Raw genomic sequence first — 14727 nt, 5'->3', positions numbered from 1 at the left:
GCGGCCCCTACCTGGAGAAAGCGCACCATGGCCGACAACAAGCCGGAAATCGTCATCACATATTGCACGCAGTGCCAATGGCTGCTGCGCGCCGCCTGGCTGGCCCAGGAACTGCTCAGCACCTTCGCCGACGACCTGGCCCGGGTGGCGCTGGAGCCCGCTACCGGCGGCACCTTCCGCATCACCTGCAATGGCGTGCAGATCTGGGAACGCAAGGCTGACGGTGGTTTCCCAGAGGCCAAGGTGCTCAAGCAGCGCGTGCGTGACCAGATCGACCCGCAGCGCGACCTTGGGCACAACGATCGCTGATCAGGCGCCCTCGGCCACGGTGCGTGGCTTGGGCGGCTGCTCGGCGCCAAGGCGGCTGGAAAGCACAATGGCGAAGATGATCAGTGCACCGCCCAGCAGCATGCGCAGGGTTGGTGTTTCGGCGAACACCATCCAGGCAACAGCGATGCCGTAGACCGGTTCCATGCCGAAAACCACCGCGGCAGTGCGTGCCTTGATCACTGCCAGGCTGGCGACGAACAGGCTGTGGGCGACGCCCGTGCAGAAAACCCCTAGCAGGGCGATCCACAGCCAGTCCATCGGCTTCACCGCGCCCAGGCCATGCACGGCGAACGGCAACAGGCACAGGCCGACCACGAGGTTTTGCCACAGCGCTGCCTGTACGGCGGGCAAGCGCCCCGAGCCTGCCCGGTTGGTCAGCGACAGCAGCGAGAACAGCAAGCCGGAAAGCAGCGCCCACAGCAGTCCGCCCGTGGCTTCGCTGGCCAGGTCGAAAGACGGCGTCACCAGAACCAGGCCGATGCTCACCAGCAATACCAGCAGTGCTTCGTTGCGGCGGATGCGTTCACGGAACAGCACCCCTTCGAGCATCACGGTAAACGCCGGGAAACTGGCGAAGCCGAGGGTGGCGATAGCCACGCCACCGACTTTGACGGCGATGAAGAAGCTGACCCAGTGGCCGGCCAGCAGCACACCACCCAGCAAGAGGCGCTGTACGTCCTGGCTGCGCAGGCGCTGCCAGCCTGGGCCGGCGAGGCTGGCGAACAGCGCAAGGGCGAGCACGGCGAAGGCGGCACGGCCGAAGACGATGATGGCCGGGCTGGCGCTGGCGGCCAGTTTGCCAAACACGCCGGTCAGGCCGAAGAACAGTGCGCCGATGTGCAGGGCGCCCAGGGCTGTACGGTGGTTCATGGTGGTCCTTTGAAATGCGTTTGTTCAGTCGCGGACTTTTTGTGCGTTTACCCGAAGAGGCCTGCCCCTTGGCGGGAGATCAGCGGATCGTCCACCGGGCTTGCCGCCAGCCAGTCCACCAGTTGCTGCTGGCGAGGGTCCAGGCCCAGCGCGGCAGAGCGGTCCAGCAGGCGCCGGCTGGCGTTGGCATGCTCGCCGAGTTGCTCGTCCAGCCAATCATCGCTCGGTACATCGAGGACCAGGCAGTGGCTGCCGGCATCGCTGCCACAGGTGTGATGGGCGCCGGCCGGCACAACGATCAGGCCTTGACGGTCGATCCGTGCCCCATGCCCTTGCACCTCGAAGTCCAGCCGGCCACGCAGGCCGAACACCAACTGTGGGTGGTCGTGGCTGTGGGCGATCACGTCGTCGCGGTAGTGGCGAAGGGAAAGAATCGGGCCGGCGGTCATGGTGGGTCCTCGCAGGGCAGAGCGCCATTGTGCCGTATTCCTGGCTGGCCAGCACCGATCACATCGCTGCCACCAGCCTGTCATGTGCGGATGCCAGTCTCCAGCAAACAGCGCCGGAGCCCGCCCATGACCCATGCCGAACTCTCTCGCCCGTCACGCAAGCAGCGCGTACGCACCCTGTGGATATCTGACGTGCATCTGGGCACCCGCGACTGTCAGGCCGAACACCTGTCGCGCTTTCTCAAGGGCTACCAGGCCGACCGTATCTATCTGGTCGGTGACATCATCGATGGCTGGAAGCTGCGCGGCGGTATCTACTGGCCGCAGGCCCACACCAACGTGATCCGCCGTTTGTTGACCATGAGCAAACGTGGCACCGAGGTGATCTACGTGACGGGCAACCATGATGAGTTCCTGCGGCGCTACTCCAGGCTGGTCCTGGGCAACATCCAGTTGGTGGACGAGGCCGAGCATCTCACCGCTGATGGTCGTCGGCTGTTAGTGATCCATGGTGACCAGTTCGATGTGATTACCCGTTATCACCGCTGGCTAGCTTTTCTCGGTGACCGTGCCTACGAATTCACGCTGGTCCTCAACCGCTGGCTCAACCACTGGCGGGCCCGCTACGGTTATGGTTATTGGTCGCTTTCGGCCTACCTCAAGCACAAGGTCAAAGGCGCGGTGAACTTCATCAGCGATTTCGAGGATGCCATTGCCCATGAATGCACTCGTCGCGGCTTTCACGGGGTGGTGTGCGGGCATATCCACCATGCCGAAATCCGCAAGGTCGGGGATGTGGATTACCTCAACTGTGGCGATTGGGTGGAGTCCTGCACTGCGCTGATCGAGCATTGGGATGGCAGTATCGAGCTGTACCGGCTGGCCGACGCACAGCTACGGCAGGCAGAGGGCGTTGCGGGGTTGCGCGAACCTGCGTGACAGGCGCCCGAGAAACTATAGGCTGATCCTGCCCAGCAGAATGTCGCGGAACATGGCGAAATCGCCAATCAGGCTGTACAGCGGATGCTTGAAGGTTGCCGGCCGGTTTTTCTCGAAAAAGAAGTGCCCGACCCAGGCAAACCCATAGCCGAACAGCGGCACTGCCAGTAGCAGCAGCCATTTGCCGCTGCCGATGGTGTACGCCAGCAGGGCGATCACCAGGCTGGTACCGACAAAGTGCAGGCGCCGGCAGGTGGGGTTGCTGTGCTCCCCCAGGTAATAGGGGTAGAACTCGGCAAAACTGCGAAACTGCGCTGTGCTGTTCATGAGCAGTGCTCCAGGATTGACACTTTTTGACAGGATACACGGCGTGGAGCCTGAATCGAGTCTAGAGTCATTGGCGGAGCCTACCAGTGACAATAGGCGCCAAATGAGTATCCTTGAGGTTAACCGCATGAAGCGGTCAGGATAAGAAGCCTGTCATGAGTGAGAGAACCACGTCAGCCAGCTGGGCATCAGGGATTGTGAAGGCGCTCGAGCTGGAAGGGCTCGACTGTCCGGCCATGTTCGAGCAACTCGGCCTGGATTTCGCTGCCCTCGACGACCCCGATGCGCGGTTCCCTCAGGATTCCATGACCCGCCTTTGGCAACTGGCTGTAGAACTGTCGGGCAATGAAGCGATCGGCCTGAACATGGCGCGGGTGGTCAGGCCTGCTTCGTTCCATGTGGTGGGCTACGCCTTGATGTCCAGCCGCACCCTGGCTGAAGGTTTCGAGCGCCTGGTGCGCTACCAGCGCATCATCGCTGAAAGCTCCGACCTGAGCTTCCGCCTGGGGCCTGAGGGGTATTCGCTGATCCTCACCGTGCACGGTGATCACCTGCCACCGACGCGGCACAGTGCAGAGGCTTCGCTGGCCTGTGCGCTGGCGCTGTGCAAGTGGCTCAGCGGGCGGCCCATCCAGCCGCGGCGGGTGCTGATCCAGGGGCCTCAACCCAAGAACGTCGAGCCCTACAAGGTGGCTTTCCATTCCCCGCTGGTGTTCGGTGCGCCGCACGACGCGCTGGTGTTCGAGCGCGCCGACATGGAAGCTGCGCTACCGACCGCCAATGAGGCCATGGCCATTCTGCACGACCGGTTTGCCGGGGAATATCTGGCACGCTTCTCTGAAAGCCGGGTGACCCACCGGGTGCGCCAGGTGCTTTGCCGCATCCTGCCTCAGGGCGAACCCAAGCGGGAAACCTTGGCCCAGGCGCTGCACCTGTCCCAGCGCACCCTGCAGCGCCGCTTGCAGGAAGAGGGCACCAGCTTCCAGGCATTGCTGGACGACACCCGTCGCGAGCTGGCAGAGCAGTACCTCGCCCAGCCCGGCATGACCTTGCTGGAAACCGCCTACCTGTTGGGGTTCGCTGACCCGAGCAACTTCTACCGGGCCTTCCGCCGCTGGTTCGACGTCACCCCCAGCGAGTATCGCGCCCGTCTGGGCGCGGACCCCGAGGTGGTCAGTGACGCCAGAACGCCGGCATGCACAGCACCAGCACCGTGATGATCTCCAGGCGGCCGAGCAGCATGCCGCCGGCAAGAATCCACTTGGCCGCGTCCGGCAGCATGGCGTAGTTGCCTGCCGGGCCTATCACTTCACCCAGGCCCGGGCCAACGCCCGAAACGGTTGCGGCGGCGCCGGTCAGAGCGGTCATCCAGTCCACGCCCAGTAGCGACAGTAGCAACGCCATGACGCAGATGGTGATCGCGAAGAAGAACGAGAAGGTCAGGATCGAACGCACGATCTCTTCGTCCAGGCGATGGCCGTTGTATTTCTGTTTGATCACCGCGCGCGGGTGAATCAACTGGTTGAGGCTGGCCTTGAGCAGGATGTAGGCCACCTGGAAGCGGAAGATCTTGATACCGCCGGCGGTCGAACCAGAGCAGCCACCGACGAAGCCCAGGTAGAAGAACAGCATCAGCGAAAAATTGCCCCACAGGCTGTAGTCGCCCAGCGCGAAACCGGTGGTGGTGATCACCGAGGTCACGTTGAACGCCACGTGACGCAAGGCATCGAGCCAGTGCAGGTTGGTGGTGGCCCAGTACCAGGTGCCCAGTACCAGCCAGGTGACCACCAGCAAGCCAAGCAGCCCCTGGACCTGCTGGTCGCGAATCAGCGCCTTGCGGTTGCCGCGCAGGGTGGCCACGTACAAGGCGAAGGGCAGGCTGCCAAGAATCATCACAACCACCGCGACCCAGTGCACGGCAGGGATGTCCCATTTGGCGAGGGACTGGTCCGAGGTCGAGAACCCCCCGGTGGAAATGGCTGACATGGCGTGGTTGATGGCGTCGAACGGCTTCATGCCGGCCCACCAGAAGGCCAGGGCGCCCAGCACCGAGAAGCACACGTACACCCCGACGATCGACTTGGCGACCATGTGCGAGCGCGGCATGACCTTCTCCGAGCGGTCGGACGACTCGGTCTGGAACAGCCGCATGCCACCGATGCGCAGCAGCGGCAGGATCGCCACCGCCATGGCGATGAAGCCGATACCGCCGAGCCAGTGCAGCATCGAGCGCCACATCAGGATGCCCGGCGACATGGCGTCCAGCCCGCTGAGCACGGTGGCACCGGTGGCAGTGATGCCGGACATGCTTTCGAAGAAGGCGTCGGTGTAGCTGATGTGCTGGGTCAGCAGGAAGGGCAGGGCGGCAAACACGCCTACCACCAGCCAGCTGCTGACGGTCAGCAGGTACATGTCGCGCGGGCGCAGGTGCACATGCTCCGGGCGGCCCTGGACGATCAGGAGCAAGCCTGCGACGAAGGTGATCAGGCTTGACCAGAGGAACGACGGCATGTCGCCGGTACGTTCGAAGACCACCAGCGTCGCCATGGGTACGACCATGCTGACCGCCAGGGTGATCAGGAAGATGCCGATGATGAAACCAATGATCCTTAAGGTCGGCAACGCCATGTGATCTGCTCTGACTCTGAACGGAAGGGCGCCATTCTACCTATGGGTCTGGCAGCTGCAAGCTGCAAGCTAGAAGCTGGAAGAAATGGCCGTGTGCACCGGGCGGCTTCTGCTTGCAGCTTGCAGCTTGGCGCTTGCAGCTTGAGAATGGCCGCACATTCAACTGCCAGGAGGGTAGCCGATGGAGGCTCTCGACGCATTGCTCAACCGTGTATCCGTGCCACGCCTCACTGAACCTGCGCCAAATGCCGCTCAGCGCGAGGCGCTGTTCCAGGCTGCGCTGCGCGCGCCCGATCACGGCCAGCTGCGGCCATGGCGCTTTCTGACCATCGAAGGCCAGGGCCGCGAGAAGCTCGGCGAGCTGTTTGCCGAAGCGGTGCAGAACAAGGGCGATGCTACCCAGGCTGCGCTGGACAAGGCCCGCGCCATGCCGTTGCGTGCGCCGCTGCTGATCGTGGTGATCGCCAGGCTGCAGGACCACTACAAGGTGCCGATGTCGGAGCAGCGCCTGGCGGCAGGCTGTGCGGCGCATGGCATCCTGATAGCCGCACATGCCCAAGGTATCGGTGCAGTGTGGCGTACCGGCGACATGGCCTTCGATGCCCATGTGCACAAGGGCTTGGGGCTGGGCGAGAACGAAGAGTTGATCGGTTACCTGTATGTCGGTACGCCGATGGCCGAGCCGCGTACTGCACCGGTTCTGCAAACCGCCGAGTTCGTCAGCGCCTGGGGCGAATGACGCCAGGGGCCACTGTGCGGCCCAATCGCCGCCAAGCCGGCCCACTGGGTTTGCGCTGAGCTGGAGAGCAGCGAGGTACCTGTGGGAGCCGGCTTGCCGGCGATTGGGCTGCAGCGCAGCCCTCTCGGATTCAACTGCCAATCTCCACTTCCAGCGGCAAATCCAGCCGGGCGACAAATCCACCCTGTGGGTGGTTCTCCAGTACCAGCCTCCCGCCATGGCGCTCCGCCGCCTTGCGCGCAATCGCCAGCCCCAGGCCATGCCCGGGTGCCTCCTGCCCGGGGGCACGGAAGAACGGCTCACCCAGCTGCGCCAGGTGCTCCGGCGACACCCCCGGCCCATGGTCACGCACGCTCACGACGATGCGCCCCTGCTCACGCCCGGCGCGCACCTCGATCGGCTGCCCCTGCGGATTGAAACGCAAGGCATTGCGCAGCAGGTTGTCAACGGCACGCTCGATCAGCGTTGGCCAGCCTTGCAGCGTCAAGCCCGGTTGCGCCTCCAGCCGAACGTCCTGCTCCGGTGCGCTGAGCTGTGCGTCCTTGCGCACGCTGCCCAGCAGGGCGTTGAGGTCGACCGTTTCGGCGTGAGACTGCTCAGCATCGACCCGGGCCAGCGTCAGAATTTCGCTGATCAGGTCTTCCAGCCGGTCACATTCGCGGGTCAGACGCGGCCACAAGGCTTGGCGCTGCTCGGCTTCAGCCCGTTCGGCAAGCGCCAGGGCGATGCGCAGACGCGCCAGCGGTGAGCGCAGTTCGTGGGAAACGTCGCGCAGCAACTGGCGCTGGCTGCTGATCAGGCTCTGCAAGCGGGCACCCATCTTGTTGAAGTCCTTGGCCAGCACGCCGAACTCATCACGCCGTGCAGCCAGGCGCGCCAGGCTGTTTTGCTGGTAGCTGGCCTGGCCAAGGTCGTGCACCGCACTGCGCAGGCGGCTCAGCGGGCGGGTGATGGACAGGGTCACCAGCAGGCTGAACAGGGTCAGCACCACCAGTGCTATGCCCAGGGCGCTCAGTGGCCAGAGCAGGCTCTCGCGGTGCCAGGCGTCCAGTTCCGGGTGCGGAATACGGTAGATAAGCAGGTACGTCTCACCGCTTTCGGGGCTGGTGTATTCCTCGGTCAGGCGACGCCAGGGCAGGCGGCGCTCGTCATTGTGCTGGCGTGCCTCGAAGGCTGCGGCGCGGTGCGGGAAGGTACCGGGTACCACGGCCTCGCCACTGTCGTCGAGCACCTGTACATCGATCTTGAAGCGCTGCTTGCGTCGTTCGAGGAAATGCTGGGCCGACTCCAGGCCTTCGTGTTCATAGTGCTTGACCCAACGGCTGGCGAGCGTGCTGAGACCGGGGTGGCGGCTGAGTATCCAGGCATCCTGGTTGAGCATATGGCCCAGCAGGATCGACAGGCCTGCGACCAGGGTGATAGCCAGCCAGAAACTAGCCAGGATGCGCCAGAACAGAGAACGCAAGAGCACCTCCTAAACGGGAAAAGCCCGGCCCGCTTGTGGGCGGGCCGGGCATTGGTGGGACAGCTTACTGGGCCTTGCCGGCTTTTTCAGCTTTCCAGGCCTGGAATTCCTTCCATTCAGCCTTGCGTGCTTCACGCGCTTTTTGCAGTTCGTCGAACTTCTTCTGCTGCTCTGGCTTGAGCAGGGCGCGGACCTGGCTGTCGGTCTTGTCGTGGTTGGCCTTGAGTTCGTCCTTCATGGCCTTCTGGTCTGCTGCCGGCAGTTTGGCCAGGTAGCGTTCGGTGATGTCGTGGCGGTTTTTCATCTGCTCGCCCATCAGCTTGCCAATCTGCTGGCGCTGGTCGCGGCTGAGGTCCAGTTGGGCGAAAGGCGCGTTACCGCGATGATGCGGGCCGTCGTGACGCGGGCCACCTTCTGGCATGGCCATGGCCACGGTCGGCAGTGCAGCGGCGAACATCAGGGCGATCAAGGTCTTGCGCATGGTGTCTCTCCTGTCATGGGCCGGTGGTTACCGGATGAGCTCAGTCTAGGGAGATCAAGGTCAAGCGCAGTCAGCGAACGGTAAAGGCTGGGTAAAGAAAGCGCTGCGAGCTTCAAGCTTCAGGCAAGAGCGCGCTTGGATTTTTCTAGCAGCTGCCGCTGCCGCCTACAGGCTGTAGTAGTAACCGCGGCTACGCAGTGCGACGATGCGCGGGCGGCCGTCGGCGTGCGGGCCGACCTTCTTGCGCAGGTTGCTGACGTGCATGTCCAGGCTGCGATCGTAAAGGGTCAGCTTGCGGCCCAGGCCGATCTGCGCAAGCTCCTGCTTGTCCAGCGGCTCGCCCGGCTGGCGCAGCAGAGCTTCGAGGATACGGCTTTCAGACAGGGTAAGGGTCATCTCGCGGCCATCGATGCTGACCACGCCGCGCACGGGGCTGAAGGCCAGGTCGCCGATCTCCACCTGTGTAGTGGTAGCGGTCGGGTGGCTGCGGCGCAGCACTGCGCGCAAGCGGGCGGTCAGCTCACGCGGGTCGCAGGGCTTGGCCAGGTAATCGTCAGCGCCCAGTTCCAGGCCGAGAATGCGGTCCAGCGGCTCGCCGCGGGCCGACAACATCAGCACCGGCAGCTCTGCATGCTCGCTGCGCAGCTGTTTGAGCAGCTCAAGGCCGCTACCGTCAGGCAGCATCACGTCGAGCACTACCGCTGCCGGTGCATGTTCGGCCAACGCCCGGCGCGCGCTCTGGCCATCATGGCAGGCGCGGACGGCAAAACCTTCCTGGGTCAGCCAGCTGCCGAGCAGCTCGCAGAGTTCCTGGTCATCATCAATCAGTAACAGCTCGCTCATGACTCACTCAATTCAAATCGACGGCGTCTGACGCGCTCGCCAGTGGCAAAGATACCGCAGACGCCGACAATTTATCGATCAGGGCAAGACTTGCTTGAAAGGTTTGACGATGACCTGTTCGTAAACGCCCGCTGCAATGTACGGGTCGGCATCGGCCCAGGCCTGGGCAGCGCTGAGGGAATCGAACTCGGCGACGATCAGGCTGCCGCTGAAACCGGCTTCACCCGGGTCGTTGCTGTCGATGGCCGGGTGCGGGCCCGCCAGTACCACCCGGCCTTCGCTTTGCAGCTGCTTGAGGCGTTCGATGTGCGCCGGGCGTGCGGCCAGGCGTTTTTCCAGGGAATTTGCGACGTCGCTGGCAATGATGGCGTAAAGCATGTCAATCCTTGGGTTTGGAGGTAGACGGAGTGTCGTGCAGGTGGCGCGACAGGTACACGCCCTGCGCCACCAGGAATATCACGGTCATGCCCAGGCTGCCGAAGACTTTGAAGTCGACCCAGAACTCCTGGAAGGTGAAGGCGACGAACAGGTTGGCCGCGCCACAGAACAGGAAAAATGCGATCCAGGCCAGGTTGAGTCGGGTCCAGATGGCATCGGGCAGGGTCAGGGCGTGGCCCATGATGCGCTTGATCAGCACCCGGTCCCCGATGAAGTGGCTGCCGGCAAAGCCCAGGGCGAACAGCCAGTTGACCACCGGCGCCTTCCACTTGAGGAAGGTCTCGCTATGGAAGGTCAGGGTCAGGCCGCCGAATACCAGGCAGGCGACCAGCGTCAGCCATTGGCCTTTCTCCAGCCTGCGCTGGCGCAGGAACAGCGCGCCATACACCACCAGCGAGCTGATGATCAGCATCGCCGTGGCGCTATAGATACCGCCGAATTCGAAGCTGTGCCCTGCCACTTCCATGGGGCGGGGGTCGAGCTTGTAGACGATGAAGAACAGTAGCAGCGGGATGAAATCGATGAATTGTTTCACAATGGCAGCCAGAATCGGGATGTGGCGGCATAATAACAAACATCGAATCCAGCGGTAGCGCTCCTCTATGAATGTTGATCTGCACTGTCACAGCACGGCCTCCGACGGCGCCCTGGCGCCCGCGGTCCTGGTCGCCCGGGCCCAGGAGCACGGGGTGCAGACGTTGGCACTGACCGACCATGACACCCTTGAAGGCCTGCCCGAGGCCCGCCAGGCCTGCGTCGAACGGGGCATGCGCTGGGTCAGCGGGGTGGAGCTTTCGTGCACGTGGGGGGGCGCGACCATCCATGTGCTGGGGTATGACTTCCCGCTTGAAGCCCCGCCGCTGCTCGAAGCGATCGAATCCCTGCACCGTGGCCGCTGGCTGCGCGCCGAGGAAATCGACAAACGGCTGGCGGCCAAGGGCATGCCAGGTACCCTCGAGGGTGCCCGCGCCGTGCAGCAGGAATTGGGCGACAGCGGTAACGCGCCGGCACGGCCGCATTTTGCCGAGCACCTGGTGCGCGCAGGCCACGTCAAAGACCGTGGTGAAGCGTTTCGCAAGTGGTTGGGGGCCGGCAAGCTGGGTGACGTCAAGCTGCATTGGCCGACGCTCGAGGAAACCGTTGCCACATTGCGCCAGTCCAATGCGTGGGTGAGCCTGGCCCATCCGATGCACTACGATCTGACCCGCAGCAAGCGCAGGCGCCTGATTGCCGACTATATTCAGGCAGGTGGGCAGGCGCTTGAAGTGGTCAATGGGATGATGCCTGCCGAACAGGTGGGCACGATGTCCATCCTCACTCGTGAGTTCGGCCTGCTGGCAAGCGCTGGCAGCGATTTCCACGGCCCCGGCACCTGGGGCGAGATCGGTGCCTACCGGCCATTGCCTGAGGATCTGCCACCTCTGTGGCGCCGATTCAGCCATGAACAACCTATGGCGATATGAACAGGAAGACTTCGTGAGCCAATTTTTCCAGATTCATCCGGAGAACCCCCAGCCGCGGCTGATTCGCCAGGCGGTGGAAATCATCCGCAAGGGCGGCGTGGTCGTTTACCCGACCGACTCGGCCTACGCATTGGGGTGCCAGATCGGTGACAAGGCAGCGATCGAGAGGGTTCGGCGTCTGCGCGGTTTGGACAAGACCCACAATTTCACCCTGATGTGCTGCGACATGTCGCAGTTGGGCCTGTACGCGAAGGTCGACACCGGCACTTTCCGTCTTCTCAAGGCGCATGTGCCCGGCCCCTACACGTTCATCCTCAATGGCACCCGCGAGGTGCCGCGGCTGTTGTTGCACGAGAAGCGTCGCACCATCGGCCTGCGGGTTCCGGACCACGGCATCACCCTGGCACTGCTGGCAGAACTGGGTGAGCCGCTGATGAGCGTGAGCCTGATCCTGCCCGGTGATACCGAGCCGATGACCGACCCCTATGAAATTCGCGAGCGCCTGGAGCATCACGTGGACCTGGTCATCGACGGCGGTTTCGGCGACCTGAAGGCCTCGACCATCATCGACCTGTCTGGCGACGAGCCCGAACTGATCCGTGAAGGCTGCGGCGACCCCACGCCATTTCTGGTCAACGCGTGAGCCAGATGGAGATACCCGAGGCTGCGGCCATCGAAGCCGAACTGCCTCAACAATTGCAGTTGGCCCTGGTTTACGGCGAAGCCCTGACCGAGATGCCGGTGGACCTTTACATTCCACCGGACGCGCTGGAGGTCATCCTCGAGGCCTTCGAAGGCCCGCTCGACCTGCTGCTTTATCTGATCCGCAAGCAGAACATCGACATTCTTGACATCCCCGTGGCGGAGATTACCCGCCAGTACATGGGGTACGTCGAGTTGATGAAAAGCGTGCGCCTGGAGTTGGCCGCCGAATACCTGGTGATGGCAGCAATGCTCGCCGAGATAAAGTCGCGCATGTTGCTGCCACGTTCCGCCGAGGTCGAGGAGGAGGAAGGCGACCCGCGTGCCGAGCTGATCCGCCGCCTGCAGGAGTACGAGCGTTTCAAGGCCGCGGCCGAAGGCATCGACGAACTGCCGCGGGTTGGCCGTGACGTCGTGGTGCCGCGCCTTGAGGCGCCCCAGGCCAAGGTGCGCAAGCTGTTGCCCCAGGTCAGCCTGGAAGAGTTGCTGGTTTCGATGGCGGAGGTCATGCGCCGCAACGACCTGTTCGAAAGCCACCAGATCACCCGTGAGACGCTGTCTACCCGCGAGCGCATGAGCGAAGTGCTCGAACGGCTGAAGGGTGGCGGCTTCGTGCCTTTCGTGGAGCTGTTCACGGCTGAGGAAGGCAAGCTGGGTGTGGTGGTCACCTTCATGGCAATTCTCGAGCTGGTGAAGGAATCGCTGATCGAACTGGTGCAGAATGAGCCTTTCGCCGCGATCCATGTCCGGGTGCGCGCCGAGTCTGTCGAAGAACCTGATGAATCTGAATGAACCCCGCGACCTGGCGTCGCTGATCGAGGCGTTTCTGCTTGCCTCAGGCAAACCGCAATCTCTTGAACGGCTGTACGAGCTGTTCGAGGAGGCCGAGCGCCCTGAGCCGAAGGTATTCAAGAAAGCCTTGGACGTGCTCGGCAAATCCTGCAGTGGTCGGGCCTTCGAGCTCAAGGAAGTGGCCAGCGGCTATCGCCTGCAGATTCGCGACAATTTCGCGCCGTGGGTGGGCCGCCTGTGGGAAGAACGCCCGCAGCGCTATTCCCGTGCGCTGCTCGAAACCATGGCCTTGATCGCTTACCGCCAGCCCATCACCCGTGGCGAGATCGAGGACGTGCGGGGTGTTGCGGTCAACAGCAACATCATCAAGACCCTGATGGAGCGTGAGTGGATCCGGGTAGTTGGCCACCGCGAGGTCCCTGGGCGGCCGGCGATGTTCGCCACCACCAAGGCGTTTCTCGATCATTTCAACCTCAAGAGCCTGGACGAGTTGCCGGCCTTGGCCGAGCTGCGCGAAATGGAGCCGGAGCCGTTGCTGGACCCGGATGATGCACCGGTGCCGGCGCATTTGCAGGCGTTGGCCGATGCCAGCCTGGCCGACGAGGAGGCGGTCGCCGAACCTAAGGAGGAAACGAGCTTCCGTAGCCTGCTGGTGGAACTGGATGCGATGGAGGAGGGGCTCAAGACCGATTTCGATGATTTGCCAGAGGAAGATGCGCCAGAGCCTGAGGTCGCGGTTGAGGATCAAAACAAGGTGCAGCCCTGAGGCTTGGGCGCCGGGATTACAGGTGCTGCGCGGCGTGGTGGGCGCCGGCTGGCCGGCGATGAGGCCGGCCCTTTCATTACAAAACCACTGGGCAGAAAACCACTCCACCCCCTGAAAACCCTCTAAGCTCCAGTGCGTTCCCCTTTGGAACCGCGTATGATGCGCGACCTTTTGGCGCGTTCGTCGCCAGAACCTCTGTTTTCATTCCTACACCGGGAGGTGCCCAGATGAGTGAGCAAGACCTGCAAAATACCGAAATCACCCCGCCAGCCGGCGAAAAGCTGCAGAAAGTGCTGGCGCGCATCGGCGTGGGTTCGCGCCGTGACGTCGAAGCCTGGATCAGCCAGGGCCGCATCAAGGTCAATGGCGTCGCGGCCACCCTCGGCCAGCGCGTCGACCTTCACGATGCCATCGCTGTCGACGGCAAGCTGATCAAGCGCGAAGAGGCCGCTGAGGCCACGCGCCGGGTGATCATGTACAACAAGCCCGATGGCGAGATCTGCACCCGTGACGATCCGGAAGGCCGCCCGACCGTGTTCGACCGCCTGCCGCGGCCGAAGGAAGGCCGCTGGATCAACATTGGCCGACTCGACATCAACACCACCGGTCTGCTGCTGTTCACCACCGACGGTGAACTGGCCAACCGCCTGATGCACCCGTCCTACGAGATGGACCGCGAATACGCGGTGCGTGTGCGTGGCGAGGTCGACGACGAGATGATCGAACGCCTGAAGGCGGGCGTGATGCTTGAAGACGGCCCGGCCAAGTTCACCGACATCCAGAAGGCCCCGGGTGGTGAAGGTTTCAACCACTGGTACCACTGCGTGGTGATGGAAGGCCGCAACCGTGAGGTGCGCCGCCTGTGGGAATCCCAGGGCATGGTGGTCAGCCGCCTCAAGCGCGTGCGTTTTGGCCCGGTGTTCCTCAACTCCGATCTGCCGATGGGCCGCTGGCGTGAAATGACCCAGGGCGAAATCGACATCCTGGCCGCTGAAGTGGGCCTGCAGCCGGTGGCGCTGCCTGCCATGAACCTTAAGGCCAAGGACAAGATGGAGCGCCTGCAGCGCAAGTCGACCCGGCCCATGGGGCGCAGCGAGCGTGTGCGCAGCCTGCGCCCGGCGCAGGAAGCCGCAGCTGCCGAGCGTCCGGCTCGCCAGCCGCGTGAAGAGGCGCCACGCAAAGGCAGCCGCGGCAGTGCGGTGGCTGAGCGTCCAAGCGAGATGCGCAAGCGCCCGGCCAAGCCCGACGGTGATAAGCCGGCAGGGCGTGGTCGCGGCAAACCGCGTGGCTGATCGGCTCAGGCCGTGATCAAAGCGCCAGCTTTCGGGCTAATGCCAGTCAGTTAAGCGATTTGGGGCCGCTGTGCGGCCCATCGCCGGCAAGCCGGCTCCCACAGGTTACAGCGCAAACCAAGAACTGCGCGGTTCCTGTAGGAGCTGGCTTGCCGGCGATGGGCTGCGTAGCAGCCCCAATAACGCTGACTGGCAGGCACTAG

Annotated in this window: 17 protein-coding genes and 1 pseudogene; 9 read left to right on the top strand and 9 right to left on the bottom strand. The window is 63.5% G+C overall.

Features of this window, described 5'->3' with window-relative positions:
- Positions 1–27 precede the first annotated feature (27 nt).
- Positions 28–309, top strand: coding sequence for a SelT/SelW/SelH family protein (locus ACMGF5_RS01855; RefSeq protein WP_125924520.1), 282 nt, complete (start codon positions 28–30; stop codon positions 307–309).
- Here the strand turns inward: ACMGF5_RS01855 and ACMGF5_RS01850 are convergent, their stop codons facing one another.
- Both ACMGF5_RS01850 and ACMGF5_RS01845 read right to left on the bottom strand, forming a co-directional pair.
- Positions 310–1200 (bottom strand): DMT family transporter, encoded by an 891-nt coding sequence (locus ACMGF5_RS01850; RefSeq protein ID WP_115274145.1) that lies wholly within the window; start codon positions 1198–1200, stop codon positions 310–312. It lies immediately after the preceding gene.
- A gap of 56 nt (positions 1201–1256) precedes the next feature.
- Positions 1257–1649 (bottom strand): annotated as a pseudogene (locus ACMGF5_RS01845) (AraC family transcriptional regulator); the annotation flags it as partial.
- A gap of 126 nt (positions 1650–1775) precedes the next feature.
- On the opposite strand from ACMGF5_RS01845, the gene ACMGF5_RS01840 reads away from it, so the two are divergent.
- The gene (locus ACMGF5_RS01840) at positions 1776–2588 is read left to right on the top strand and encodes a UDP-2,3-diacylglucosamine diphosphatase (protein WP_046785412.1); all 813 of its coding nucleotides are present in this window, start codon (positions 1776–1778) and stop codon (positions 2586–2588) included.
- Positions 2589–2603: 15 nt separating this feature from the next.
- On the opposite strand, the gene ACMGF5_RS01835 is transcribed toward ACMGF5_RS01840, so the two are convergent.
- Positions 2604–2915, bottom strand: a complete 312-nt coding sequence (locus ACMGF5_RS01835) for a DUF962 domain-containing protein (protein WP_008091834.1) — start codon at positions 2913–2915, stop codon at positions 2604–2606.
- Positions 2916–3070: 155 nt separating this feature from the next.
- Between ACMGF5_RS01835 and ACMGF5_RS01830 the strand changes: the two genes are divergently transcribed.
- Entirely contained in the window at positions 3071–4132 is a 1062-nt protein-coding gene (locus ACMGF5_RS01830; protein ID WP_012315624.1) for an AraC family transcriptional regulator, read from the top strand.
- On the opposite strand, the gene ACMGF5_RS01825 is transcribed toward ACMGF5_RS01830, so the two are convergent.
- The gene (locus ACMGF5_RS01825) at positions 4089–5543 is read right to left on the bottom strand and encodes a TrkH family potassium uptake protein (protein ID WP_414157531.1); all 1455 of its coding nucleotides are present in this window, start codon (positions 5541–5543) and stop codon (positions 4089–4091) included. The two genes, ACMGF5_RS01830 and ACMGF5_RS01825, sit on opposite strands and share 44 nt — an antisense overlap.
- A 181-nt stretch (positions 5544–5724) precedes the next feature.
- On the opposite strand from ACMGF5_RS01825, the gene ACMGF5_RS01820 reads away from it, so the two are divergent.
- Positions 5725–6282, top strand: coding sequence for an NAD(P)H nitroreductase (locus ACMGF5_RS01820; protein ID WP_046785411.1), 558 nt, complete (start codon positions 5725–5727; stop codon positions 6280–6282).
- Between the two features lie 130 nt (positions 6283–6412).
- On the opposite strand, the gene ACMGF5_RS01815 is transcribed toward ACMGF5_RS01820, so the two are convergent.
- The 5 genes from ACMGF5_RS01815 to ACMGF5_RS01795 all read right to left on the bottom strand — a co-directional run bounded on the left by ACMGF5_RS01815 (position 6413) and on the right by ACMGF5_RS01795 (position 10044).
- A complete protein-coding gene (locus ACMGF5_RS01815) occupies positions 6413–7753 on the bottom strand; it encodes an ATP-binding protein (RefSeq protein ID WP_414157530.1) in 1341 nt (446 codons plus the stop codon).
- Positions 7754–7811: 58 nt separating this feature from the next.
- The gene (locus tag ACMGF5_RS01810; RefSeq protein WP_119687587.1) at positions 7812–8228 is read right to left on the bottom strand and encodes a Spy/CpxP family protein refolding chaperone; all 417 of its coding nucleotides are present in this window, start codon (positions 8226–8228) and stop codon (positions 7812–7814) included.
- A gap of 165 nt (positions 8229–8393) precedes the next feature.
- A complete protein-coding gene (locus ACMGF5_RS01805) occupies positions 8394–9071 on the bottom strand; it encodes a response regulator transcription factor (RefSeq protein WP_174142116.1) in 678 nt (225 codons plus the stop codon).
- Between the two features lie 78 nt (positions 9072–9149).
- Entirely contained in the window at positions 9150–9449 is a 300-nt protein-coding gene (locus ACMGF5_RS01800; protein ID WP_414157529.1) for a YciI family protein, read from the bottom strand.
- A 1-nt stretch (position 9450) separates the two neighbouring features.
- The gene (locus ACMGF5_RS01795; RefSeq protein ID WP_046785407.1) at positions 9451–10044 is read right to left on the bottom strand and encodes a septation protein A; all 594 of its coding nucleotides are present in this window, start codon (positions 10042–10044) and stop codon (positions 9451–9453) included.
- 67 nt (positions 10045–10111) lie between these two features.
- On the opposite strand from ACMGF5_RS01795, the gene ACMGF5_RS01790 reads away from it, so the two are divergent.
- The 5 genes from ACMGF5_RS01790 (at position 10112) to rluB (ending at position 14524) form a co-directional block, all read left to right on the top strand.
- A complete protein-coding gene (locus tag ACMGF5_RS01790; protein ID WP_046785406.1) occupies positions 10112–10972 on the top strand; it encodes a PHP domain-containing protein in 861 nt (286 codons plus the stop codon).
- Between the two features lie 13 nt (positions 10973–10985).
- The gene (locus tag ACMGF5_RS01785) at positions 10986–11615 is read left to right on the top strand and encodes an L-threonylcarbamoyladenylate synthase (protein WP_039604644.1); all 630 of its coding nucleotides are present in this window, start codon (positions 10986–10988) and stop codon (positions 11613–11615) included.
- Between the two features lie 125 nt (positions 11616–11740).
- Entirely contained in the window at positions 11741–12466 is a 726-nt protein-coding gene (locus ACMGF5_RS01780; protein ID WP_161871245.1) for a segregation and condensation protein A, read from the top strand.
- On the top strand, positions 12453–13232 hold the full coding sequence (scpB, locus tag ACMGF5_RS01775) for an SMC-Scp complex subunit ScpB (RefSeq protein ID WP_119687585.1): 780 nt from the start codon (positions 12453–12455) through the stop codon (positions 13230–13232). The genes ACMGF5_RS01780 and scpB overlap by 14 nt, the downstream gene beginning before the upstream one ends.
- Before the next feature lie 227 nt (positions 13233–13459).
- A complete protein-coding gene (rluB, locus tag ACMGF5_RS01770) occupies positions 13460–14524 on the top strand; it encodes a 23S rRNA pseudouridine(2605) synthase RluB (protein WP_046785403.1) in 1065 nt (354 codons plus the stop codon).
- Positions 14525–14727: the final 203 nt, after the last annotated feature.

It is taken from the genome of Pseudomonas sp. BNK-15 (genome assembly GCF_047456105.1).
In the GTDB taxonomy this organism is placed as follows: Bacteria; Pseudomonadota; Gammaproteobacteria; order Pseudomonadales; family Pseudomonadaceae; genus Aquipseudomonas; species Aquipseudomonas putida_E.
The sequence above is the reverse complement of the archived record's forward strand: the minus strand, read 5'-3'. Positions and strand labels throughout refer to the sequence as shown.